Genomic DNA, 23171 nt, shown 5'->3' on the forward strand with positions numbered 1-23171 from the left:
CTGGCGCTCAAGCTCGCCCCCGATCATCGCCGCCACATCGGGATCGCGCTCGGCAAGCGTCGATCGAAAAAAGGCGTGCAGCCCGCTCTGGCTCATCTGGTCCGGCATCGTTATATTCTCCAGTTCGTCCAACGCCGCATCCAGATCACCGGAAGATCTCCAATGGCCCTTGCACATGCGTCATTGTGATTTCGCGCATTCTAGCGTCTCCGGGTCGGCGAGACCACACAGCGATGCCCGGCCCCTCGCCCGGTTCACGGAAATTGCCTTTCAGGAGACGCTATGCATGGCGCAGCAGCCGATGACCACGCCTAACCCCTCCCTGCTTCGCCGTAAACGAATCGACACCTCTACCGACTCGCACGGGCTGCGGCGCGTCCTCGGCCCAGGCAGCCTCATCGCACTGGGAATCGGCGCCACGATCGGGGCCGGCCTGTTCTCGCTGACCGGCATCGCCGCGTCCGAGAACGCCGGCCCCGCCGTCGTCCTGTCGTATGTCGTGGCGGCCATCGCCTGCGGCTTCGCCGGGCTGTGCTACAGCGAACTGGCCAGCATGATCCCCGTCGCCGGCAGCGCCTATACATACGCCTATATCGCGCTGGGCGAGATAGTGGCCTGGACCATCGGCTGGGACCTGGTCCTGGAATACGCGGTGGGCGCCGCGGCGGTTTCGGTCAGCTGGTCGCGCTACGTTACCTCGCTGCTGGGCGGATGGGGCATTTCCCTGCCCCCCCGGCTTCTCGCCTCGCCGTTCGAGACGGTGGCGCTGCCCGACGGCAGCCACGTCACGGGCATCATGAACATGCCGGCGGCCTTCATCATCTGCGCGGTGTCGATCCTGCTGATCCGCGGCATCTCGGAATCGGCGAAGGTCAACAGCGTCATCGTCATGGTCAAGCTGGCGATCATCGTCGCCGTGATCGCCTTTGGCATCCCCTATATCAAGACGGCGAACTACGTTCCCTTCATCCCGCCCAATACCGGCGAATTCGGCCATTTCGGCCTGTCGGGCATCATGCGGGCGGCAGGCACCATCTTCTTCGCCTATGTCGGCTTCGACGCCGTCTCGACCGCGGCGCAGGAAGCGCGCAACCCGTCCCGCGACATGCCCATCGGCATCCTGGGCAGCCTGCTGATCTGCACGCTGGCCTATGTCTCGTTCTCGTTCGTGCTGACGGGCCTGGTGAACTACAAGGACATGCTGGGCGACGCCGCCCCCGTCGCCACCGCCATCGACCAGACCCCGTTCGGCTGGCTGAAGCTGGCGGTGAAGATCGGCATCATCTGCGGCTTCACCTCGGTCCTGCTGGTGCTGCTGATGGGCCAGAGCCGCGTGTTCTACGCCATGTCGCGCGACGGGCTGCTGCCGCGCATGTTCTCGCAGGTGCACCCGACCTGGCGGACGCCGTGGTATTCCAACCTTCTGTTCATGGTCGTCACCGGCTCGCTTGCCGCCTTCCTGCCGATCGACCAGCTGGCGCACATGACGTCGATCGGAACCCTGCTGGCCTTCGTCATCGTCTGCGCCGGCGTGATGTTCCTGCGCCGCAGCGCCCCGGACGCGGAACGCCGCTTCCGCGTGCCCGGCGGCGCGGTGATCCCGGTCCTGGGAATCCTGTCCTGCCTGACGGTCATGGGGTCGCTGGACCGGCTGACCTGGGTGCGGCTGGTGGTCTGGCTGGTCGTCGGCATGGCGATCTATTTCGGATACAGCAAGCGCAACAGCATCCTGGCCCGGGACGCGTAGGCGCTCCCCCCTTCACGATCTGGCGGGACCGGCAAAGGGGGTCCATACTGCCGGGCGTCATTTCCGGAGTTCGCTTTCATGACGCTCGGCCGCTTTCCCGCCACCCGCCTGCGCCGCAACCGCCAGGACCATTTCACCCGTCGCCTGGTCGCGGAAACGACGCTGGGCGTCGACAATCTGATCTGGCCGATCTTCGTCATGGAAGGCACCGACACGGTGACCGAGGTCGCGTCGATGCCCGGCGTGCGCCGGGTGACGCTGGACCGCCTTGCCGCCCATGTCGAACCCGCGGCCGCGCTGGGCATCCCGGCACTTGCGCTGTTTCCGATCACGCCGACCGAGTTGCGCGACGCGGCGGGCACCGAGGCGATGAACCCCGACAATCTGATGTGCCGCGCCGCGCGCCTGCTGAAGCGCGAATTTCCGGACATGGGCCTGATCGGGGACGTGGCGCTGGACCCCTATACCGACCACGGCCATGACGGGCTGATCCGCGACGGCTATGTGGTCAACGACGAATCGGTCGAGGTCCTGTCCCGCCAGGCGGTCAACCAGGCCGCCGCCGGCATCGACATCATCGCGCCGTCCGACATGATGGACGGCCGGATCGGCGCCATCCGCGGCGACCTGGACGAACAGGGACTGACCGGCACGCGGATCATGTCCTATGCCGCAAAATATGCCAGCGCGTTCTACGGCCCCTTCCGCGACGCCCTGGGATCGGGCGGGCTGCTGAAGGGCGACAAGAAGACCTACCAGATGGACCCGGCCAACAGCGACGAAGCCCTGCGCGAGGTCGCCCAGGACCTGGCCGAAGGCGCCGACATGGTCATGGTCAAGCCCGGCATGCCTTATCTGGACATCATCCGCCGCGTCCACGAACACTTCGCCGTCCCTACCTTCGCGTACCAGGTGTCGGGCGAATACGCGATGCTGGCGGCGGCAATGCAGAATGGCTGGCTGGACCGCGACCGCGCGATTCTGGAAAGCCTGCTGGCCTTCCGCCGCGCGGGGGCCAGCGGCGTGCTGACCTATTTCGCCGTCGAAGCCGCGCGTCTGCTGCGCGACGGCTGACGGCCTTACGCGGACGTCACAAATCCTCGCCTGGGCGGCGGATTGTAATGCAAACTTTCCGAGGTACCGTTACCATCAATGCCGATGGGGCCGGGCGCGACCGGCCCGCATCGCCATCGGCCCCAGGGGCGCTGAATCCCGTCGAGGAGGCGTATGACCTATACATCGCCGCGTCGTCCGCAGCTTTTCTACACGACCGCCCCGATGCCGTGCCCCTATGTCGCGGGCCGGATGGAGCGCAAGGTGGTCACCGATATCGGCGGTCCGGACGCCGAACGGCTGCATAACCGCCTGTCGCGGGCAGGTTTTCGCCGCAGCCACACCATTGCCTATGCCCCGGTCTGCCCGTCCTGCAGCGCATGCGTCCCCATCCGCGTGCCGGTGACGCGCTTCGCGCCCGACCGGACGCAGCGTCGCACCCTGCGCCGCAACATGATGATCGAAGGGTTCGAGGTCCCGGCCCACGCCACGACCGAACAGTTCACCCTGTTCCAGCGCTACCAGTTCGCCCGCCACGCGGAAGGCGACATGGCGGCGATGAATTTCTACGATTATCGCGCGATGATCGAGGACACGCCCATCGACACGCTGATGATCGAGTTCCGCACGCCCGAGGACCAACTGGTCTGCGTCAGCCTGATCGACCGGCTGGATGACGGGCTGTCGGCCGTCTACAGCTTCTTCGATCCCACCCTCGAGGCCCGCTCGCTGGGGGCCTACGCCATCATGTACCTCATCGACCACACGCGCCGCATGGGGCTGCCGTACCTGTATCTGGGCTACTGGATCCGCGACAGCGCCAAGATGGCCTACAAGGCGCGGTTCCGCCCGGCCGAAATCCTGTTTCGCGGCGCCTGGGTCCCGCTGGACGGACATGAGGCGCCGCAGGACGGAAGCGGGATGACCCGCTTTCCGATCTCCTTCCCCGAATGACGGCCCCGAATACCGGTTCGGCCTAGCCTTTCGGCCGCGGCTTCCGGGTCGCCCAGGCGGGCGCGGTCCGGCCGGCGTCCGCGCGCTTGCCCAGATAATCCCGGAAATCGGCAAACGGCCGCACCCGCGCCGGATCGGGCCAGGCGACGCCGCCTTCCGACGACAGGACGCAGGCGTCCTGCAGGCTGCCTTCCTTGTATTTCTGCAGGGCCACACCCAGGCCGCGCGTCATTTCCGGCAACTGGTCGATCGGGAAAACCAGCATCCGCCGGTTCTGCCCGATGACCAGGACATGGTCCCCGTCGGCCGGCAGGCACAGCCGTGCGCTCTCGGCGTCCTTGAGGTTGAGGACCTGCTTGCCCGTCCGCTTTTCGGCCACCATGTCCTCGTCCCGGACCAGCAGGCCGCGTCCGGCGCTGGACACCAGCAGGTGGCGCGCGCCCTCCTGCACCGGGAAGACCGCCACGATATCCTCGTCGTTCGACAATTCGACCAGCAGACGGATCGGCTGCCCATCGCCGCGCCCGCGCGGCAGGTCGGCGGCGCGCAAGGTGAATGCCCGCCCGTCGGTCGCGAAGAAGCACAGCCTGTCGGTGGACTGGCATTCCACCGACAGGCGGAACCCGTCGCCTTCCTTGAATTTCTGCGCCGCCGGGTCGATGCCATGCCCACGCACGGTCTTCACCCAGCCCCGCGCCGACAGGATCAGGGTCAGGGGCTCGCGATCCACGGCCTCGACGACCGACACGTCAACCGCACGCGGGGGTTCGGCCAGTTCGCTGCGCCGCTTGCCCAGCGGGCCGGTGCCGAACGCCTTGCGGATCGCCTTGATTTCATCAGCAATCCGGCTCCAGCGCAGCGCGTCGCTGTCCAGCAATGCCGTCAGATCCGCGCGTTCGGCCGCGAGCGCGGCGTGCTCCTTGCGGATTTCCAACTCCTCCAGCCGGCGGAGGCTGCGCAGGCGCATATTCAGGATCGAATCGGCCTGCAATTCGGTCAGGGAAAACGCGGCCATCAGGCTGGCCTTCGCATCGTCCTCCTCGCGGACGATGCGGATGACCTCGTCCAGATTCAGATAGACCGCCAGAAACCCGTCCAAAATCTCCAGCCGGCGATCGACCGATTGCAGGCGATGGCGGCTGCGCCGTTGCAGTACCTCGTGCCGGTGATCCAGCCACGCCTGCAGCACCTCGCGCAGGCTGCGCACGCCGGGCACCCGGTCCGCGCCCAGCACGTTCATGTTCAGGCCGAACCGGCTTTCCAGCGGGGTGGCGCGGAACAGCGTCTCCATCAGCACTTCGGGTTCCACCCCGCGCGATTTCGGTTCCAGCACCAGGCGGATATCGGTGGTGCTCTCGTCGCGGATGTCGCCCAGAAGCGGCAGCTTCTTCTGTTCCATCAGGTCCGCGATCTGTTCGATCAGGCGCGATTTCTGGACCTGGTAGGGAATTTCCGTGATCACGATCTGCCAGGTGCCGAAACGGCCCTGCTCGACCGCCCAGCGGGCCCGGATGCGCAGGCTGCCGCGCCCGGTCTCATACGCCTGCAACAGGGTCGCACGGTCCTCGACGATCAGCCCGCCCGTCGGAAAATCCGGGCCGGGCATCAGGTCCATCAGTTCCGCGACCGACGCCTGCGGCTTGCGGATCAGCAGCATCGCCGCAGCACAGATCTCGCCGACATTGTGGGGCGGAATGCTGGTGGCCATGCCGACGGCAATCCCCGCCGCCCCGTTCGCCAGCAGGTTCGGGAAGGCCGACGGCAGGACGACCGGCTCCTGCTCCTCGCCATCGTAGGTGGGACGGAAATCGACCGAATCGTCGTCGATTCCCTCCAGCAGGGCTTGGGCGACCGCGGTCATCCGGGCTTCGGTATAGCGCATCGCCGCCGCGTTATCGCCGTCAATCGACCCGAAATTGCCCTGGCCCTCGACCAGCGGATAGCGGACGGCGAAATCCTGCGCCAGGCGCACCAGCGCCTCGTAGACCGAGGCATCGCCATGCGGATGGTACTTACCGATGACGTCGCCGACCACGCGGGCGCATTTCTTGAACCCCGACGACGGGTCCAGCCGCAACTGCCGCATGGCGTAGATCATCCGCCGGTGCACGGGCTTCAGCCCGTCGCGCACATCCGGCAGCGACCGCGACATGATGGTGGACATCGCATAGGCCAGATACCGCTCGCTCAAGGCGTCGGCGAGCCTGGTTTCCTCGATATGACCGCTGGTATCCACTGACATGCATGTCCTCCCGTCAGGGGAACAGATAGAGAAAAGACCGGATTTGTCCATCGCTCGGACACGGAAAGAACGCCGTTGTCCAACCGGGGGCTCAGCCGCCGCCGGCGGTATCCTTATCCGGCAGGGCGTCCACCAGGTCGACCAGCCGCAGCCGTGCCGGCGGCAGGCCGCGATGATGCTGGCCGAAGGCGTCGCGCGCCAGAAAATGCCCGGTCAGGCGCAGGCCGTCCCGCCAGTCGCGCACCGTGCCGGGGTCCGATGGGTCGAGAAACAGCGGCGGCAGACGCAGAAGCCGTGCTTTCCACGCCCCGGCCCCGGAGTCGCAGACCGCCCGGCCGGTGCGTGGCGATACCCAGGCCAGCCCGTCCGCCTGCCCGGTGACCGCGCAGGCCGACAAATCCATGCCATACCCCAGGTCGGTCAGCAGGCTGGCCTCCCAGCGCAGCAACGCCGCCATGCCGCCCCACGACGCCAGTTCGGGGTCCAGGCTGATCAGGCTGAGGAATTGGGTCAGCAGATGAAAGATCCGGGGACAGGGCTCGCGTTCCGGCAGGCTGCCGTCGGCCACCGCGCAGGCCGAGGCCAGCATGGCCAGCGCCAGCGGCGCGGACAGCAGCCGCGCCGCTGATCCATGCACCAGTTCCGCCGACAGCGCGCCCAGCTGGTCCGCCAGGCGTCCCCGCCAGACGGCCGAGACCAGGTTTCCCGGCTGCCACAGCGCCCGGTTCGCCCGGGCCGTGCCACCGCGTGCCAGCCCGTGGAACACCCCGTGTTCCTCGGTCAGCAGGTGAATGATCGCACTGCTTTCGCCGTACGGGGCGGCAGAAAGCACAAGGGCGGGCGCTTCCCATTCCATCAGGAAAGCCCCGCCCCGTTCAGACTGGCGCTAGCGATCAGACGCCGGCAGCCTTGGCGACCTCGGCCGCGAAGTCGTTTTCTTCCTTCTCGATGCCTTCGCCGAGCTGGAAGCGGTCGAACGCCGCCAGCTTGGCGCCGGCCTTCTCGACGACCTTGCGGACGCGGCTCTCGCCGTCATGCACCCAGACCTGTTCCAGAAGGACGACTTCCTCGTAGAACTTGCGGACACGGCCTTCGACCATCTTCTCGATGATCGCCTCGGGCTTGCCCGAGGCGCGGGCCTGCTCGATCAAGACGGCACGCTCGCGCTCCAGCAATGCGGGGTCGACGCTGTCGACGTCCAGCGCGGCGGGACGGGTCGCGGCGACATGCATGCCGACCTGACGGCCCAGCGTCAGCAGCGCCTCGTCCTCGGTCGGGGCCTCGATGGCGGCCAGGACGCCGATCTTGCCCAGGCCCGGACGAACCGCCGAATGGATGTAGCTGGCGACGACGCCCGAGGGCACACGCAGCACGCGGGCGCGGCGGATCGACATGTTCTCGCCGATCGTGGCGATCAGGTGCGTGATCTCGTCGGCGACCGTGCGGCCGCTGTCCAGCACCACGGCCTTGATCTGCTCGATGTCCTCGCCGGCCACCAGGGCAGCCTTGGCCACGGCTTCGACGAAATTCTGGAAGCTTTCGTTACGGGCGACGAAATCGGTCTCGGCGTTCACCTCGACCATGGCCGCGGCCTGCGGGCCGGAGGCCACGCCGATCAGGCCCTCGGCCGTCACGCGGCCGGACTTCTTCGCCGCGGCGGCCAGGCCCTTCGTGCGCAGCCAGTCGATCGCGCCTTCGATTTCGCCGGCGGCCTCGTTCAGGGCCTTCTTGCAATCCATCATGCCGGCGCCGGTCTTCTCGCGAAGTTCCTTCACCAGGGCTGCGGTAATCTCCGCCATATCAGTCACTCCTCAAGGCAGGCACGCGCCCTGCCATGCCGGCAGGGCGCGTCCTTGCATCTGTCACCGTCGGCCCCCACACGCCACCCGGACAGGTCCGGGACGGCCAGGGGGCCTTTATCCTCAGGCCGCGGGGGCGGGCTCGGCCGCGGCGGCCTCGGCCACCGTGTCGATCGGCAGTTCCTCGGCGCCGCCGAAATCCTGGCCCGACGCGCCCAGCTCGGCCGAAATGCCGTCCAGCACCGCACCCGACACCAGTTCGCAATACAGGGCGATGGCGCGGATCGCGTCGTCATTGCCCGGGATCGGGAAGGTCACGCCGCGCGGGTCGGAGTTGCTGTCCAGGACCGCCACGACCGGAATGCCCAGCTTGTTGGCTTCCTCGACCGCCAGCTTCTCCTTGTTCGTGTCGATCACGAACAGGATGTCCGGCAGGCCGCCCATCTCCTTGATGCCGCCCAGCGAACGCTCCAGCTTCTCGCGGTTGCGGGTGATGTCCAGGACTTCCTTCTTGGTCAGCCCGTGGGTGTCACCGCCCAGCATGTCGTCGATCTGGCGCAGGCGCTTGATCGAGCCCGTGATGGTCTTCCAGTTGGTCAGCATGCCGCCCAGCCAGCGGTGGTTGACGTAATACTGGCCCGACCGCTTCGCCGCCTCGGCGATCTGGTCGGCGGCGGCGCGCTTGGTGCCGACGAACAGCACGCGCCCGCCACCGGCGACGGTGTCGCGGATCGCCTTCAGCGCGCGGTCCAGCATCGGCACCGTCTGCTGCAGGTCGATGATGTGAACCTGGTTGCGGACCCCGAACAGGAACGGCGCCATGCGCGGGTTCCAGCGGCGGGTGTGGTGTCCGAAATGAACGCCGGCCTCGAGCAGCTGGCGCATCGTGAAATCGGGCATAGCCATGATCGGCCAAATCCTTGTCTTCTGGTTGGTCCTCCGTGAAGCGCCGGTCCCGTACGGGACACCAGAGGCACTGCTTCACGTGCGAATTGCCGGCCCTGCGACCGACGGGCGTGGATATGACGATTTTTCCCGCGCAATGCAAGCGCCGAGGGCCGAAAACCGCCCCGTGCGGGCGGCGGGCGCTATCTCTGCTCCACCCTGCCCACGCCCTCGACGGCGCGGATCATGTGGGCGATGCGCGGCGTCACCCGGTAGGCGCCGCTCAGCGTCACCTCGACATCGCGCGTCTCGGCGACCGACGGCAGCAGGACGATCTTCCCCCGCCCGCCCCGCTCCTCGGCCAGGATGGCCTGGATCGGGGTCAGGGCGTCCTCGCGGTCGAACCAGATGCGCAGCTCGGCGGCGGCGTCGGCCGCCGCCTGTTCCAACCCCACCACGTCGCTGGCGGTGATGCGCAGCGCCTCGCCGTCCAGGCGCAGGTCCGCCGTCACCAGCACGGCATTACCGGCCGTCAGCACCTCGCGCGAGCGGGACAGGACCTCGGAGAAGAACGTGACCTCGCACCCGCCGCTGGCGTCCGACAGGCGGACCCAGGCCATCTTGCTGCCGGTGCGGGTCGGGCGTTCCTTGCGGTCCACCACGCAGCCCGCGATCTTCACCCGCGTCAGGCCCGCCTGGGCCGCGGCCTCCAGCCCGGTCGCGCGCACGGCGCCCAGGCGGCGCATCAGCGGGCCGTAGGAATCCAGTGGATGAGCCGTCAGATGGAAGCCGATGGCCTCGGCCTCCATGCCCAGACGCTCGAATTCCGGCCAATCGGAAACGGCGGGCAGGCGCAGGGGCTCGGCCGCCGGGGTAGCGCCGCCGCCGCCGAACAGGCCGATCTGTCCGCTGGCGGCCTCCTGCGCCTGGGCGTTCGCCCGCCGCAGGACGGTCTCGGCCGCCGCCGCCACCAGCGCGCGATTGGGCACCATGGTGTCGAACGCCCCGGCCTTGGCCAGATTCTCGATCTGCATCTTGTTCAACTGGCGCGGGTCCACGCGCGCCGCCAGGTCGGCCAGGTCGGTGAAAGGCCGCGCGCCCCGCGCCACGACTAGCGCCTCCATCGCCGAGAACCCCACCTTCTTGACCGCCGCCAGCGCGTAGCGGATGCCCAGCGTGCCGTCCGGCCGCCGTTCGACGGTGAAATCCGGCCCCGACGCATTGATGTCCGGCGGCAGGACGGCAATGCCCAGGCGCTCGGCCTCCTGCCGCAGGGCAGCCAGCTTGTCGGTCTTTTCACGGGCCAGCGACATGCACGCCGCCAGGAAGGCCACGGGGTGGTTCGCCTTCATCCACGCCGTCTGATACGACACCAGCGCATAGGCGGCGGCGTGGGATTTGTTGAACCCGTAGTCGGCGAACTTGGCCATCAGGTCGAACACTTCGACCGCCTTGTCGCGGTCGATGCCGCGCCCCACCGCGCCCTCGGTGAAGATCTCGCGCTGGGTGTCCATCTCGGCACGGATCTTCTTGCCCATCGCGCGGCGCAGCAGGTCGGCGCCACCCAGGCTGTAGCCCGCCATCTTCTGGGCGATCTGCATCACCTGTTCCTGATAGACCATGATGCCGTAGGTCTCGGACAGGATGTCGCGGATTTCCTCGTGCGGGGGCTCCCACGCCTCGCCATGCTTGCGGCGGCAATAATCGGGAATATTGGCCATCGGGCCGGGGCGGTAGAGCGCCACCGCGGCGATCAGATCCTCCAGCCGCGTCGGGCGCATCTGCTTCAGGACATCGCGCATCCCCGCGCCTTCGAACTGGAACACGCCGCCGGTGTCGCCGCGCGCCAGCATCTCGTACGTCAGGGCGTCGTCCAGCGGCAGCATCGACAGATCGACCGTCACGTCCAGCCCCTTCAGGAACTGGACCGCCCGTTGCAGGATGGTCAGCGTCGTCAGCCCCAGGAAGTCGAACTTCACCAGGCCCGCCTGCTCGACGAACTTCATGTTGTACTGGGTGACCAGCATGTCGCTCTTGGGATCGCGATAGAGCGGCACCAGGTCGACCAGTTGCCGGTCGCCGATCACCACGCCGGCGGCATGGGTGCTGGCGTGGCGATACAGACCTTCCAACTGCAGGCCGATTTCCATCAGCCGGCGCAGCGCCTCGTCGGTGTCGCGCATTTCCTGCAGGCGCGGTTCGCCGTCGATGGCCTGCTTCAGCGTCACCGGCTTGGCCGGATTGTTCGGGATCAGTTCCGCAACCTTGTTGACCATGCCGAACGGCAGGCCCAGCACGCGGCCGACGTCGCGCACGGCGGCGCGGGCCTGCAATTTTCCGAAGGTGATGATCTGCGCCACCCGATCGGGGCCATATTCGCCCCGGACATAGCGGATCACCTCGTCCCGCCGGTCCTGGCAGAAATCGATGTCGAAATCGGGCATCGACACACGTTCGGGGTTCAGGAACCGCTCGAACAGCAGGTTGAAGGGAATCGGGTCGATATCGGTGATCGTCAGCGCCCACGCCGCCAGCGACCCGGCGCCCGACCCGCGCCCCGGCCCCACCGGAATGTCATGCGCCTTCGCCCACTGGATAAAGTCGGCCACGATCATGAAATAGCCGGGGAACCCCATCTTCGCGATGATATCCAGCTCGAACGTCAGCCGCTCCTGATAGAGCCGCCGGGTGTCGTCATCCGGGTTCAGCCGCCGCAACCGCTGATCGAGTCCCGCGATCGCCATGGCGCGCAGGGTTTCCTCCTCGGTCGCGCCGGGTTCCACCTTGGGGCAGACCGGCAGCAGTGGCTTGCGCGTTTCCACCCGCACCGCACACCGCCGGGCGATGGCCAGCGTATTGTCGCATGCCTCGGGCAGGTCGGCGAACAGCGCGCGCATCGCCTCGGGCGGCTTGAACCAATGTTCGTGCGTCACCCGCCAGCGATCGCGCTCGGCCATCGTGCGGCCCTGCGCGATGCACAGCAGGGCGTCATGCGCCTCGTACATGTCCGGCCGGGGGAAGAAGCATTCGTTGGTGGCGACCAGCGGCAGACCTCGACGGTCGGCCAGCGCGATCATCCCCGGTTCCACCGCGCGTTCGACGGGCAGCCCGTGACGGTGCAGTTCCACCACCAGCCGGTCGCCGAAGGATTCGTGCAGGCGGTCCAGCAGCCGGGCGGCCTCGTTCTCCTGCCCCTCGGCCAGCATGCGAAACAGCGGGCCGCGCGTGCCGCCCGTCAGCAGGATCAGCCCTTCGGCGCGTTCGCACAGCAGGTCCAGCGGCACGGTCGGTTCCGCCGTGTCCCCTTGCAGAAATCCCGACGAGGACAGGAATTGCAGGTTCAGCAGCCCGACATCGTCCTGCGCCAGCAGCACCACCGGCTCGGCCGGCTGGCCCGGCTTGTCGCAGCGGGGCGGCAGGCCGACCTGGCAGCCGATAATCGGCTGCACCCCCTTGCCCGAGCAATATTGCGAGAATTCCAGCGCCCCGAACAGATTGCCGGTATCGGTGATCGCGGCCGCCGGCATCCGCATCTGCTGCGCCAGCGCCGCGATGTCGGCAACCCGGATCGCCCCCTGGCTCAGGGAGTAGGCGGAATGGATGCGAAGATGGACGAAATCGGCATGGGACATGTCGTCATTGTATCACGACCTGGTCCGTCCCGCGCCGATTCTCCGCCCTGTCCGGGCAGGACAGGTCGGGCGTTGCCCGAACCCACCAGGGCCTGAGGCCCTGGACCCCGGTCGTCAGTCGGGCGAAATCTCCACCAGCCGGCCGTCGTGCAGGGTCACCACCCGGTCCATGCGGGCCGCCAGCACGGCATTGTGGGTGGCGATCAGCGCCGCAACGCCCTCGCCCCGCACCATCCGCAGCAGTTCATCGAACACCGCGTCGGACGTGTGGACGTCCAAGTTGCCGGTCGGTTCGTCGGCCAGCAGGATGCCGGGGCGATTGGCCAGCGCGCGCGCGATGGCCACGCGCTGCTTTTCGCCGCCCGACAGCCGGCCGGGCAGATGGTCCAGCCGGTGCGCCAGCCCGAACGAGCCCAGCAGCGCATCGGCCCGCACCCGCGCGTCGGCACGGCGTACGCCCGCGATCATCTGCGGCAGCATCACGTTTTCCCGCGCCGTGAATTCGGGCAGCAGATGATGGAACTGGTAGACGAACCCGATCTGCCGGCGCCGGATGGCCGTCCGCTCGCCGTCGCCCAGGCGCCCGGCTTCCTCGCCGCCCACCACGACCCGACCGCGATCCGGCGCTTCCAGCAGGCCGGCCAGGTGCAGCAGGGTGGATTTGCCGGTGCCCGACGGCGCGACCAGGGCCACGATCTCGCCGGCGCGCAGTTCCAGATCCACGCCCCGCAGCACCTCCAGCGTCTCATCCCCGCTGCGGAATGTGCGTTCCACACCGTCCAGAATCAGGGGGGCCACCGTCTTACTCATGACGCAGGGCCTCCACGGGGTCGGTCCGCGCCGCGCGCCAGGACGGATAGAGCGTGGCCAGAAGCGACAGGACCAGCGCCATCACGATGACCTCGAACACCTGCGACCAGATCAGCTTCGACGGCAGATGCTCGAGGTAATAGATCTCGGGATTGAACAGGTTGGTGCCGGTCAGCGATTGCAGTACCTGGCGGATGCGCTCGATATTCAGGCTGAAGGCGATGCCCAGCGCCGTGCCCGCCGCGGTGCCCGTCACCCCCACCGAAGCCCCGCACATCAGGAAGATACGCATGATCGCCCCCCGGCTGGCGCCAATGGTGCGTAGCACGGCAATGTCGCCGGTCTTGTCCTTCACCATCATGATCAGCGACGAAATGACGTTGAACGCCGCGACCAGGATGATCAGGGTCAGGATCAGGAACAGCACGTTCTGTTCCACCTGCACCGCGCCGAAGAAGGCGTTGTTGGTCTGCGTCCAATCCAGCACCCGCAGCCGGGCATCCCCCAGCGCGCGTTCGATCTCCATGCGGATCGGCTGCACGTTGGTCGCATCGCGGGTGGTAACCTGGATCTGCGTGACCTGGTCCGGCATCTCGAAATAGATCTGCGCGGCCGGCAACGGCAGGAAGACGTAGCCGGCATTGTAATCGTTCATGCCCGCGTCGAAGATCGCCACCACATGATAGGCCCGCACGCGCGGCACGGTGCCGAATGCGGTCGCCGCCCCGTTCGGCGATACCAACGTCAGCTTCGATCCCACCGACAGGCCGGCCCGTTCGGCCAGGGTCACGCCGATGACGATGGCATCATTGCCCTGGTAGCCATCCAGCGAACCCGCCACCAGCGAGTTGCTGATTTCGTGCAGGTCGCGCAATCCCTGCGGGGTCATGCCCCGGACCAGGCCGCCGGTATTGTACGAACCGGAATTCAGCAGCACCTGCCCCTCGATCAGCGGGGTGGCGGTCACCACGCCGGGGACCTGACGCACCGTGGCCGCCAGATCGTCGTAATTCTGGATGGTCCGCGTCACGCCGAAGACGCTCAGATCGCCGTTCAGCCCCAGGATCCGGCCCATCAGGTCGGCCTTGAAGCCGTTCATCACCGACATGACGATGATCAGCGTCGCCACCCCCAGCGCAATGCCGATCAGCGAGAAGATGGCGATCACCGAGACGAACCGTTCCCCCTTGCGCGCGCGCAGGTACCGGCCGGCCACCGCCCGTTCGAACGGACCAAACATCGTCAGGCCGCGGTCACGCGGGCGATCGCCTCGTCCACCGTCAGTTCGAACCGCTCGCCGCCCTGCCGGCGCTTCAGTTCCACCTTGCCTTCCTTGGCGCCGCGCGGGCCGACGATGATCTGCCACGGGTGGCCCATCAGGTCGGCGTCGGCGAATTTCACGCCCGCGCGCTCGGCCCGGTCGTCATACAGGAACGCGCCCGGCGCCGCCGCATACAGCGTCTCGCAGATCGCATCGCAGGCGGTATCGCCGGTCTTCAGGTTCAGGATGGCCGCCCGGAACGGCGCCACGCTGTCCGGCCAGATGATCCCGTTCTCGTCGTGGCTGGCCTCGATGATCGCGGCGACCAGCCGCGACACGCCGATGCCGTACGACCCCATCTCGGGATAGAGCGGCGCGCCGTCGGGGCCGCTGACCGTGATGTCCATCGATTCGGTGTATTTGCGGCCGAAATGGAAGATGTGGCCGACCTCGATGCCCCTGCCCTCGCGCCGGCGTTCCGTCGGGACGTTGGTCCAGCCGGCTTCGTCATGCTTCTCGTCCGTCGCGGCATAGAACGAGGTCATGCGCGTGAAGAACGCATCCAGCGATTCGCGGTCGGCGATATCCACCGGTTCGGACAGCCAGTCCTGGTCCTCGAACGCGCCGTCGAAGAACACGCCGCTTTCACCAGTGGGCGCCAGGATCAGGAATTCATGGCTCAGTTCGCCGCCGATCGGGCCGGTATCGGCCACCATCGGGATCGCCTTGACGCCCAGCCGCTGGAAGGTCCGCAGATAGGCCAGCATCATCCGCCGGTAGGTATCGACCGCCGAGGCATAATCGACATCGAAGCTGTAGGCGTCCTTCATGTAGAATTCGCGGCCGCGCATCACGCCGAAACGGGGGCGGACCTCGTCACGGAACTTCCACTGGATGTGGTACAGCACCTGCGGCAGTTCGCGGTACGATTTGACGACCTGGCCGAACAGATCGGTGATCATCTCCTCGTTGGTCGGTCCGTACAGCAGGTCGCGCTCGTGCCGGTCCTGGATGCGCAGCATCTCGGGCCCATAGGCGTCGTAACGGCCCGACCGCTTCCACAATTCCGCCGGCTGGATCGTGGGCATCAGCAGTTCCTGCGCCCCGATGGCGTCCTGCTCCTCGCGCACGATCCGGGCGATGTTCTGCAGCACCCGCCACCCGGCCGGCAGCCAGGCATAGATCCCCGCCGACGTCTGGCGCACCAGGCCGGCCCGCAGCATCAGACGGTGGGAGATGATCTGCGCCTCGGCAGGATTCTCCTTGAGAGTAGGCAGGAAGCCACGGGACAGACGCATGCCGTTATCAACCTCGAAAAACCGGCCCATCGCCGGACGAATCGTAGAGCAGGAAAAGACGAATACGACAGAACCCGGATGATCGCCACGCCGGCCTGTCCATGACGGTCCCGTTATGCACAACGAACTGTGAAGCCCAAACCCCGGTCCGGCACGTTCAACAAGTCCGTGAAGCAGGTGACAGGCCCGACCCGGACTCCTACAGTCCCACCCGTCCAATCCGGTTGTCAGGATCTGCCGGGTTTAGGGAAAAACGTCCGGGAACGGCAGAAAGGGCAAACGCCTTTTCTGCCGTAATCCTGTCGGGCCCGTCAGACGCGCAGCAGGTGAACGTCGACCAGCGGGCGCTTCTGCAATTTACGCCCCAGCGCGCGGCGCAGGGCAGTCTTCGCGGCCTCGCGGAACGTGGTGTCGTCCCGGCGCAGCTCATCGGGGATCTCGTCCAGCGCGTCGCCGAATTCCTCGGTCATGCGGGCGGTTTCCGGGTCCTCGGGGTCCAGCAGGCCGGGCGCGCTGACCTTGGGGTCGCCGATCAGATAGCCTTCGTCATCCACCGCGAAACTGCCGATGACCATGCCGTTGAACAGCATGCGCCTGCGGGCCGCCAGCACGCCGCCGTTCATCGGCAGCAGGCGCCCGCCATCCAGCACCAGGCGGCCGGTCGGCGCAGTGTCCACCACCTCGACCGCGCCCGGCGACAGGTTCAGGATATCGCCGTCTTCCAGCAGGATCGGCGTCACGCCCTTTTCGCGCGCGATGGCGGCGTTGGCCGTCAGATGGCGCCATTCGCCATGCACCGGCACCGCATAGCGCGGCCGCACCAGGTCGAACAGGCGGCGCACGTCGCCGCCGGTCGCATGGCCCGACACATGGACCAGATGGTCGCGATCGGTCAGCACCCGCACGCCGCGCCGGGTCAGGTTGTCCTGCACCTGCATGACCGCCTGCTCGTTCCCCGGGATCATCCGGCTGCTGTAGATGACGGTGTCGCCCTGGCCCAGCGAGATGTTGGGATGGGTATCGCTGGCGATGCGCGACAGGGCGGAACGGGGTTCGCCCTGGCTGCCGGTGATGATCAGCACCACCGAATCATCCGCCACCGAATTGGCTTCCTGTTCGGACAGGAAGGGCGGCACGTCGGACAGATAGCCGCATTCCCGCGCCGCGAGATCGAGGTTGCGCAGCGAACGGCCGACGATGGCCACCGAACGCCCCGCCGCCTGGGCGGCCTTGGCGATCGTCTCCACCCGCGCCACGTTGCTGGCGAAGCAGGTTACGGCAATCCGCCCCGTCAGCGACCCGATCAGGTCGATCATGCTGCGACGCACATCGGCCTCGGACGCCGACGGGCCTTCGGTCATCACGTTGGTGCTGTCACACACCATGGCCAGTACGCCCTCATCCCCCAGCGCCTCGAACGCGGCGGTGTCTGTCGGCGGGCCGACCATGGGGGTGGGGTCCAGCTTCCAATCGCCGGTATGGACGACGACGCCGTGCGGCGTGCGCAGGATCAGCGCCTGGGCCTCGGGCACCGAATGGGTGACGGGGATGAAGCCGATATCGAACGGCCCGACGTCAAAGCGCCCCCCCGGCGCAATCACATGGATCTTCACCTGCTGCTGCAGGTGCGCCTCGCTCAGCTTGCGCCGCAGGACGGCGGCGGCGAAGGGCGTCGCATAGACCGGGCAGCCCAGGCGCGGCCACAGATGGGCCACCGCCCCCAGATGATCCTCATGCGCGTGGGTGATCACCAGCCCCGCGAGGCTCTTCTTGCGCTCGACGATAAAGACCGGGTCCGGCATCAGGATCTCGGCCTCGGGCGTGTCGTTGCCGCTGAAGCCGATACCGCAATCCACCGCCAGCCAGGTGGACCCCAACCTGTAGAGGTTGAGATTCATGCCGATCTCGCCCGTTCCGCCCAAAGGCAGAAAGGCCAGACCATCACTCACATCGTTCATAACCAATCCTTCTGTACCTTGAATCCTGCCAGTACCATGGCCGTTGCCGGTTCCTGGCGTTGCCTGTCTTCACTCATCGCGGGCATGGGATACGCCCGCCGGAATCCACACCCCTTCGGGGTCAATCACATCGGTATCGGCCTGCTTGGGCGCAATCGAGGCGCATCGGAGCCGGAGGCCATCCGCCCGAACCCGACCGGTTCGGGTACGTCCTGGCCATCCTCTCGACGAGCGCCCCGGCCCGCCGCCGGACCGTACCTGCCGTTATGTCGCCGCCGCTGTCCCACCGCCGGCCGGGGGCGCCATCGCCCCCCGGTCCAGCAGCAGGATTTCGCCGGCTGAAATCCGTCTCGTCCCGTCGGCACACCGCAGCAGGAGCATTCCCTGCGCGTCGAGACCTTCGAACGAACCTTCTACCTGCCCGCTTTCCCCGCGCACCACAAGCCTTGTCCCCAAGGGGTGGGCGCGTTCCAGCCACGCCTGCCGGATCGGGGCGAAGCCCGCGCCCGCGCAAACGGCCATCCAGCGGTCCAGCCCGTCGCAAATCCCCTGCGCCACGATTTCAGGCGCGGGCGGCGGACCATACTCCGCGACACAGGCCAGATCGCGCCCGGGAATGGGGGGGGCGGCGCGTAGATTGGCGCCGAACCCGATGACCACCCAGCGCCGGGCGGAATCGCCTCCGGATTCGATCAGGATACCGGCGGCCTTGCGCCCGTCCAGCAGCACATCGTTGGGCCATTTCAGGCGCAGGCAGGCCGGGTCGGGGATCCAGGGCGCCAGCGCGTCGTAAAAGGCCAGGCTGGCGATAAAGGGCCACAGACCGGCCGGCCAGGTCCCCTCGCCCTCGGGCCGCAGCAGCACGGAAAAGGCCAGGTTGCCCCCGGGGTCCTGCCAATCCCGCCCGCGGCTGCCCCGGCCGCGAACCTGCCGCCGGGCCAGGACGCCCAGGCCGGCGGCCTCGCCGGCATGGGCGCGTTCCAGGCACAAATCCGACGTCGACCCCAGTTCGTCGTAGATTTCCAGCCGCCAGGGCGTCACCTGAACAGGGCCGCCGCCGCCGCCTGCGCCGCCGTCGAGACCGGACCCAGCACCAGCAGGAAGCCGGTCGTCGCGATCCCCATGCCGATGGACACGAACGACAGCGACAACGGCCGCCGGTCGAAGGCCGGCGCGGCCGCGTCGAAAAACATCACCTTAACGATACGCACGTAATAGTACGCCCCGATCACGCTGCTGACGACGCCGATCGCCGCCAAAGCATACAGATGGGCATTCACTGCCGCGTAGAACACCATCAGCTTGCCGAAAAATCCGGCCAGCGGCGGCGCGCCCGCCATGCTGAACATGAAGATCGCCATCGCCATCGCCAGTCCCGAATCGGTCCTGTTCAGGCCCGACAGGTCCGCGATCGCGGTGACGCCGCGCCCCTTGCGCCGCATGGCGATGATCACCGCGAACGCCCCCACGTTCATCAGCAGGTAGGTCGTCAGATAGACCAGCGTGCCGCGCATGCCCTCGGCCGTGCCGGCACTCAGCCCCATCAGCGCGTAGCCCATGTGGCCGATCGACGAATAGGCCATCAGCCGCTTGATGTCGGTCTGCGCGATGGCGGCCAGCGAACCGAACAGCATGGAGACGATGGAAATCCCTTCGACCAGGATCTGCCATTGCGGCGAGACGTGCCCGAACGGACCGGCCATGACCCGCAGCAGCAGGGCGAACGCCGCGATCTTGGGCGCGCCGGCCATGAAGGCCGTCACCGAACTGGGCGCGCCCTGGTAGACGTCGGGCGTCCACATGTGGAACGGCACCGCCGACAGCTTGAAGGCCAGCCCCGCCAGCATGAAGACGATCCCGAACATCAGGCCCATCGGCACGGCCGAGGTCGCACTCATCGCCGTCTGGATGCCGCCGTATTCAAGCGTCCCCGCGAAGCCGTAGACCAGCGCGATGCCGTACAGCAGCAGGCCCGACGCCAGCGACCCCAGGACGAAATACTTCAACCCGGCCTCGGCCCCCGTCACCTCGTCCCGCGCGAAGGCGCACAGGATGTAGATGGCCAGCGACGACAGTTCCAGACCGATGAACAGGGTCATCAGATTCTCGGACGACGCCATCATCATGGTGCCGAGCGTCGAGAACAGCAGCAGAACGGGAAATTCGAACCGTTCGACCTTCATCTCGCGGGCGTAGCCAACCGTCAGCATGGTCGCCAGTCCCCCGCCCGCCAGGCTGAGGATCTTCATGAAGCGCGAGAAATCGTCATTGACGAAGATATGGTTGTACCCGACCCCGTCCGTGGACGTCAGGACCAGGAAACCGGTCAAGAGGAATGCGCCAATCGTCAGCATGGAGCAGGAGAAGAAGGATTGCTCCTTCTGCACCACGCCGTAGACCAGAATGGCAAGGCCGCAGACCGTCAGCACGATTTCCGGCAGGGCAAGTGTCCAGTTCATCGATTCAGACCCGTTTCCCGGAGATCAGTGGAAGATCAGCATCGTGGTGACAAGCACCACCAGGCCGATCAGCATCGTGAAGGCATAGACCGCGATCGACCCGGTCTGGGTCCGCACCGCCTGGCCGGCGGTGCCCACCGTCATGCGGGCCAGTCCCTGCGGGATCCCTTCGATCACGCCCTCGTCCGCGCCCTTCCACAACAGGCGCGCCAGCGCGCGGTAGGGACGGACGAAGATCAGGTCATAGAGTTCGTCGAAATACCATTTGTTCAGCAGGAACAGGTACAGCGGCCGCAGGCTGGCCGCCAGCGTCGCCGGAATGGCGGGGCTGGCGATGTAGCACACGTAGGCGACCAGGATGCCGGCCACACCCGCGAACGTCGGCATCAGCGCGATCAGTTCGGGCGTCTGCTCCAGCGTCTCGATGATCGTGTTGCCCGGGGCGTTGACGATGGCGCCGTTCCAGAAGGCCGCCTGGCCGGACCCGACATAATAGGGCGCCAGAAGGATGCCGCCCAGCACCGCGCCGATGCCCAGCAGCACCAGCGGCAGCGTCATCGAGACCGGGCTTTCATGCGCTCCCTCATACAGATGCGGGTCGCGCGGCGTGCCGTGGAAGACCAGGAACAGCAGGCGCCAGCTATACAGCGCCGTCAGGAAGGCGGTCACGCAGCCCAGCGTCCAGGCGTAGAACCCCAGGCCGCTGTGCGCCATCCAGGCCGCTTCCAAAATAGCATCCTTCGACCAGTAGCCCGCGAAGGGGAAGATGCCGGCCAGCGCTAGGCTGCCCGCCCACATCGCGCCATAGGTCAGCGGGATCTTCCTCCACAGGCCGCCCATGCGAAACATGTCCTGTTCGTCGTGCACGGCGTGGATGACCGAACCCGCGCCCAGGAACAGCAGCGCCTTGAAGAACGCATGCGTCGTCAGGTGGAACATGGAGGCCTGGTAGGCCCCCACTCCGGCCGCGACGAACATGTAGCCAAGCTGCGAGCATGTGGAATAGGCGATCGTCCGCTTGATGTCCGGCTGCACCAGCCCGACCGTTGCGGCGAAGAAGCAGGTCGTCCCCCCGATGAACAGGATGAAGGCCTTGGTCGCGGGCGCGAACTCGATCAGCGGCGACATGCGCGCCATCAGGAACACGCCGGCAGTCACCATGGTCGCCGCATGGATCAGGGCGGACACCGGCGTGGGTCCTTCCATCGCGTCCGGCAGCCAGGTGTGCAGGAACAGCTGCGCCGACTTGCCCATCGCCCCGATGAACAGCAGCGTGCAGATGACCTCGTAGACCCGGTGGGTGCCGAACAGCCTGTAGGTATCGTCCCCATGCGCGGGAACCAGGGCAAAGATGTTGTCGTAGGTGACCGAGCCGAATTCGACGAACAGCAGGGCGATCCCCACCATGAAGAACAGGTCGGCGACGCGGTTGACCACGAAGGCCTTGATCGCCGCGTTGACCGCGCTGGGCCGGTCGTACCAATAGCCGATCAGCAGATAGCTGGCCAGGCCGACCCCTTCCCACCCGAAGAACAGCTGGACCAGGTCGTTGGACGTGACCAGCATCAGCATGGCGAAGGTAAAGAGTGACAGGTACGAGAAGAACCGGTAGGTCGGCGTCGTCTCATGCCCCATGTAGCCGGTGCTGTAGAGGTGCACGAGCGCCGACACGCTGGTCACCATCGCCACCATCGACAGCGACAGCGTGTCCAGGCGCAGTGTCCAGGCGGCGTGGAAGCCGCCCGCGCGGATCCAGTCGGCCAGTTGCACGACCACCGGCGTCGCGCCGGAATGCAGCCCCAGCGCCAGCGCGCCGATCCCGCACAGGGCGGCCACGATCATCAGGCCCGTCGTCAGAAGCTGGGCCAGCCCGTCACCGATCAGCCGGCCGAACAGTCCCGCCACAACCGAGGCGAACAGGGGGCCGAGAACCGCGATCTCGAAAAGGTAGGATGCCGTTTCCATGATCCGCTCAACCCTTCATCATCGTAATGTCTTCGACCTCGATCGACCCGCGATTGCGGAAATAGACCGTCACGATCGCAAGCCCGATCGCGGATTCGGCAGCCGCGATGGTCAGGACGAACAAGGTGAAGACCTGCCCCGACAGATCGCCGAGCGCCGAGGAAAACGCGACGAAATTCAGATTGGCCGACAGCAGGATCAACTCGATCGACATCAGGATGATGATGACGTTCTTGCGGTTGAGGAAAATCCCGAAGACGCCCAGCACCAGCAGGATGGCGCTGACCGTCAGGTACGGGCCGATGCCGATGCTTCCCAGTCCGCCGGTCATTGGCCCAGCCCTCCCTTCCTGTCGTCGCCGGCCGGGGCGGCCTGGGGCACGGCGTCGGCCGTCACCCCGTACGATCCGGGGACCGACGCGACGTAATAGGATTTATCCGGTCGGCGAAAACCGCCGAGTTCCGCGACCCCCTGCCCCAGCGGCAGGGCCATCATCTCGACCGATTCCGCGGCGGTGCGTTCATGCTGGCGGTCGATATTCTGCCGCCGTCCCATCGGGCGTTCGCGCAGGGTCAGCACGATGGCGCCGATCATGGCCACCAGCAGCACGATGCCGCAGGCCTCGAACGGAAAGACGTAATGGGTGTACAGCACGTCACCCAGCGCCGCCGTGTTGGTCCGACCCGGCGCGGGCACCAGATGGGGCACATCGGCGATGTTCTGGGCGATCCGCCAGTGCCCGAACGCCAGCGCCAGTTCCGCGAACAGCACGCCGCCGACCGCCGCCCCGAAGGGGGCGTAGCGCTGCAGTCCCTCTCGCATCCGGGTGAAGCGCACATCCAGCATCATCACGACGAACAGGAACAGCACCGCGACCGCGCCGACATAGACGATGACCAGGATCATCGCCAGGAATTCGGCCCCCGCGATCAGGAACAGTCCCGCCGCGTTGAAGAACGCCAGGATCAGGAACAGAACGGAATGGACCGGGTTGCGGGCGCTGACCACCATTCCGGCCGACAGGACCAGCACCGTCGCGAAGACGTAGAAGACGATTTGGGTCATTGTCGCTGACCTTGCTGCCGCATGGATTTTTCCTCCTCCAGCC

At 66.9% G+C, this 23171-nt stretch carries 17 protein-coding genes; 3 read left to right on the forward strand and 14 right to left on the reverse strand.

The annotated features are described in order from the left end of the window. The first annotated feature begins 286 nt into the window (after positions 1–286). From HLH34_RS14435 to HLH34_RS14445, 3 genes are all read left to right on the forward strand, one after another. Positions 287–1747: an amino acid permease gene (locus tag HLH34_RS14435; protein WP_183120288.1), complete on the forward strand. Its 1461-nt coding sequence runs from the start codon at positions 287–289 to the stop codon at positions 1745–1747. 78 nt (positions 1748–1825) lie between these two features. Then, positions 1826–2821 (forward strand): porphobilinogen synthase, encoded by a 996-nt coding sequence (hemB, locus tag HLH34_RS14440; protein ID WP_183120289.1) that lies wholly within the window; start codon positions 1826–1828, stop codon positions 2819–2821. A gap of 153 nt (positions 2822–2974) precedes the next feature. Beyond that, positions 2975–3754, forward strand: a complete 780-nt coding sequence (locus HLH34_RS14445) for an arginyltransferase (RefSeq protein WP_183120290.1) — start codon at positions 2975–2977, stop codon at positions 3752–3754. 22 nt (positions 3755–3776) lie between these two features. On the opposite strand, the gene parC is transcribed toward HLH34_RS14445, so the two are convergent. The 14 genes from parC to HLH34_RS14515 all read right to left on the reverse strand — a co-directional run bounded on the left by parC (position 3777) and on the right by HLH34_RS14515 (position 23128). Further along, entirely contained in the window at positions 3777–5996 is a 2220-nt protein-coding gene (parC, locus tag HLH34_RS14450) for a DNA topoisomerase IV subunit A (RefSeq protein ID WP_183120291.1), read from the reverse strand. Between the two features lie 91 nt (positions 5997–6087). Beyond that, positions 6088–6852 carry a DNA repair protein RecO gene (gene recO, locus HLH34_RS14455; protein WP_183120292.1) on the reverse strand — a complete coding sequence of 255 codons (765 nt, stop codon included), beginning with the start codon at positions 6850–6852 and terminating at the stop codon, positions 6088–6090. Between the two features lie 37 nt (positions 6853–6889). After that, positions 6890–7795 carry a translation elongation factor Ts gene (gene tsf, locus HLH34_RS14460; protein ID WP_183120293.1) on the reverse strand — a complete coding sequence of 302 codons (906 nt, stop codon included), beginning with the start codon at positions 7793–7795 and terminating at the stop codon, positions 6890–6892. A gap of 123 nt (positions 7796–7918) precedes the next feature. After that, positions 7919–8701 (reverse strand): 30S ribosomal protein S2, encoded by a 783-nt coding sequence (gene rpsB / locus HLH34_RS14465; RefSeq protein ID WP_183120294.1) that lies wholly within the window; start codon positions 8699–8701, stop codon positions 7919–7921. Between the two features lie 182 nt (positions 8702–8883). Next, positions 8884–12312, reverse strand: coding sequence for a DNA polymerase III subunit alpha (gene dnaE, locus HLH34_RS14470; protein WP_183120295.1), 3429 nt, complete (start codon positions 12310–12312; stop codon positions 8884–8886). 114 nt (positions 12313–12426) lie between these two features. After that, a complete protein-coding gene (locus HLH34_RS14475; protein WP_183120296.1) occupies positions 12427–13122 on the reverse strand; it encodes an ABC transporter ATP-binding protein in 696 nt (231 codons plus the stop codon). Continuing rightward, positions 13115–14362: a lipoprotein-releasing ABC transporter permease subunit gene (locus HLH34_RS14480; protein ID WP_183120297.1), complete on the reverse strand. Its 1248-nt coding sequence runs from the start codon at positions 14360–14362 to the stop codon at positions 13115–13117. The genes HLH34_RS14475 and HLH34_RS14480 overlap by 8 nt, the downstream gene beginning before the upstream one ends. Positions 14363–14364: 2 nt before the next feature. After that, on the reverse strand, positions 14365–15681 hold the full coding sequence (gene proS / locus HLH34_RS14485; protein ID WP_183120298.1) for a proline--tRNA ligase: 1317 nt from the start codon (positions 15679–15681) through the stop codon (positions 14365–14367). Positions 15682–15992: 311 nt separating this feature from the next. Beyond that, positions 15993–17639, reverse strand: coding sequence for a ribonuclease J (locus HLH34_RS14490; RefSeq protein ID WP_183120299.1), 1647 nt, complete (start codon positions 17637–17639; stop codon positions 15993–15995). Between the two features lie 264 nt (positions 17640–17903). Beyond that, on the reverse strand, positions 17904–18680 hold the full coding sequence (locus HLH34_RS14495; RefSeq protein WP_183120300.1) for a biotin--[acetyl-CoA-carboxylase] ligase: 777 nt from the start codon (positions 18678–18680) through the stop codon (positions 17904–17906). Beyond that, positions 18677–20098 (reverse strand): NADH-quinone oxidoreductase subunit NuoN, encoded by a 1422-nt coding sequence (nuoN, locus tag HLH34_RS14500; protein ID WP_183120301.1) that lies wholly within the window; start codon positions 20096–20098, stop codon positions 18677–18679. The genes HLH34_RS14495 and nuoN overlap by 4 nt, the downstream gene beginning before the upstream one ends. A gap of 24 nt (positions 20099–20122) precedes the next feature. Beyond that, on the reverse strand, positions 20123–22063 hold the full coding sequence (nuoL, locus tag HLH34_RS14505; RefSeq protein ID WP_183120302.1) for an NADH-quinone oxidoreductase subunit L: 1941 nt from the start codon (positions 22061–22063) through the stop codon (positions 20123–20125). A 7-nt stretch (positions 22064–22070) separates the two neighbouring features. Further along, positions 22071–22394: an NADH-quinone oxidoreductase subunit NuoK gene (nuoK, locus tag HLH34_RS14510; RefSeq protein WP_012227311.1), complete on the reverse strand. Its 324-nt coding sequence runs from the start codon at positions 22392–22394 to the stop codon at positions 22071–22073. Next, positions 22391–23128 (reverse strand): NADH-quinone oxidoreductase subunit J, encoded by a 738-nt coding sequence (locus tag HLH34_RS14515; RefSeq protein ID WP_183120303.1) that lies wholly within the window; start codon positions 23126–23128, stop codon positions 22391–22393. The genes nuoK and HLH34_RS14515 overlap by 4 nt, the downstream gene beginning before the upstream one ends. Between the last annotated feature and the right edge of the window lie 43 nt (positions 23129–23171).

Source organism: Gluconacetobacter azotocaptans (genome assembly GCF_014174355.1).
Classification (GTDB): Bacteria; Pseudomonadota; Alphaproteobacteria; order Acetobacterales; family Acetobacteraceae; genus Gluconacetobacter; species Gluconacetobacter azotocaptans.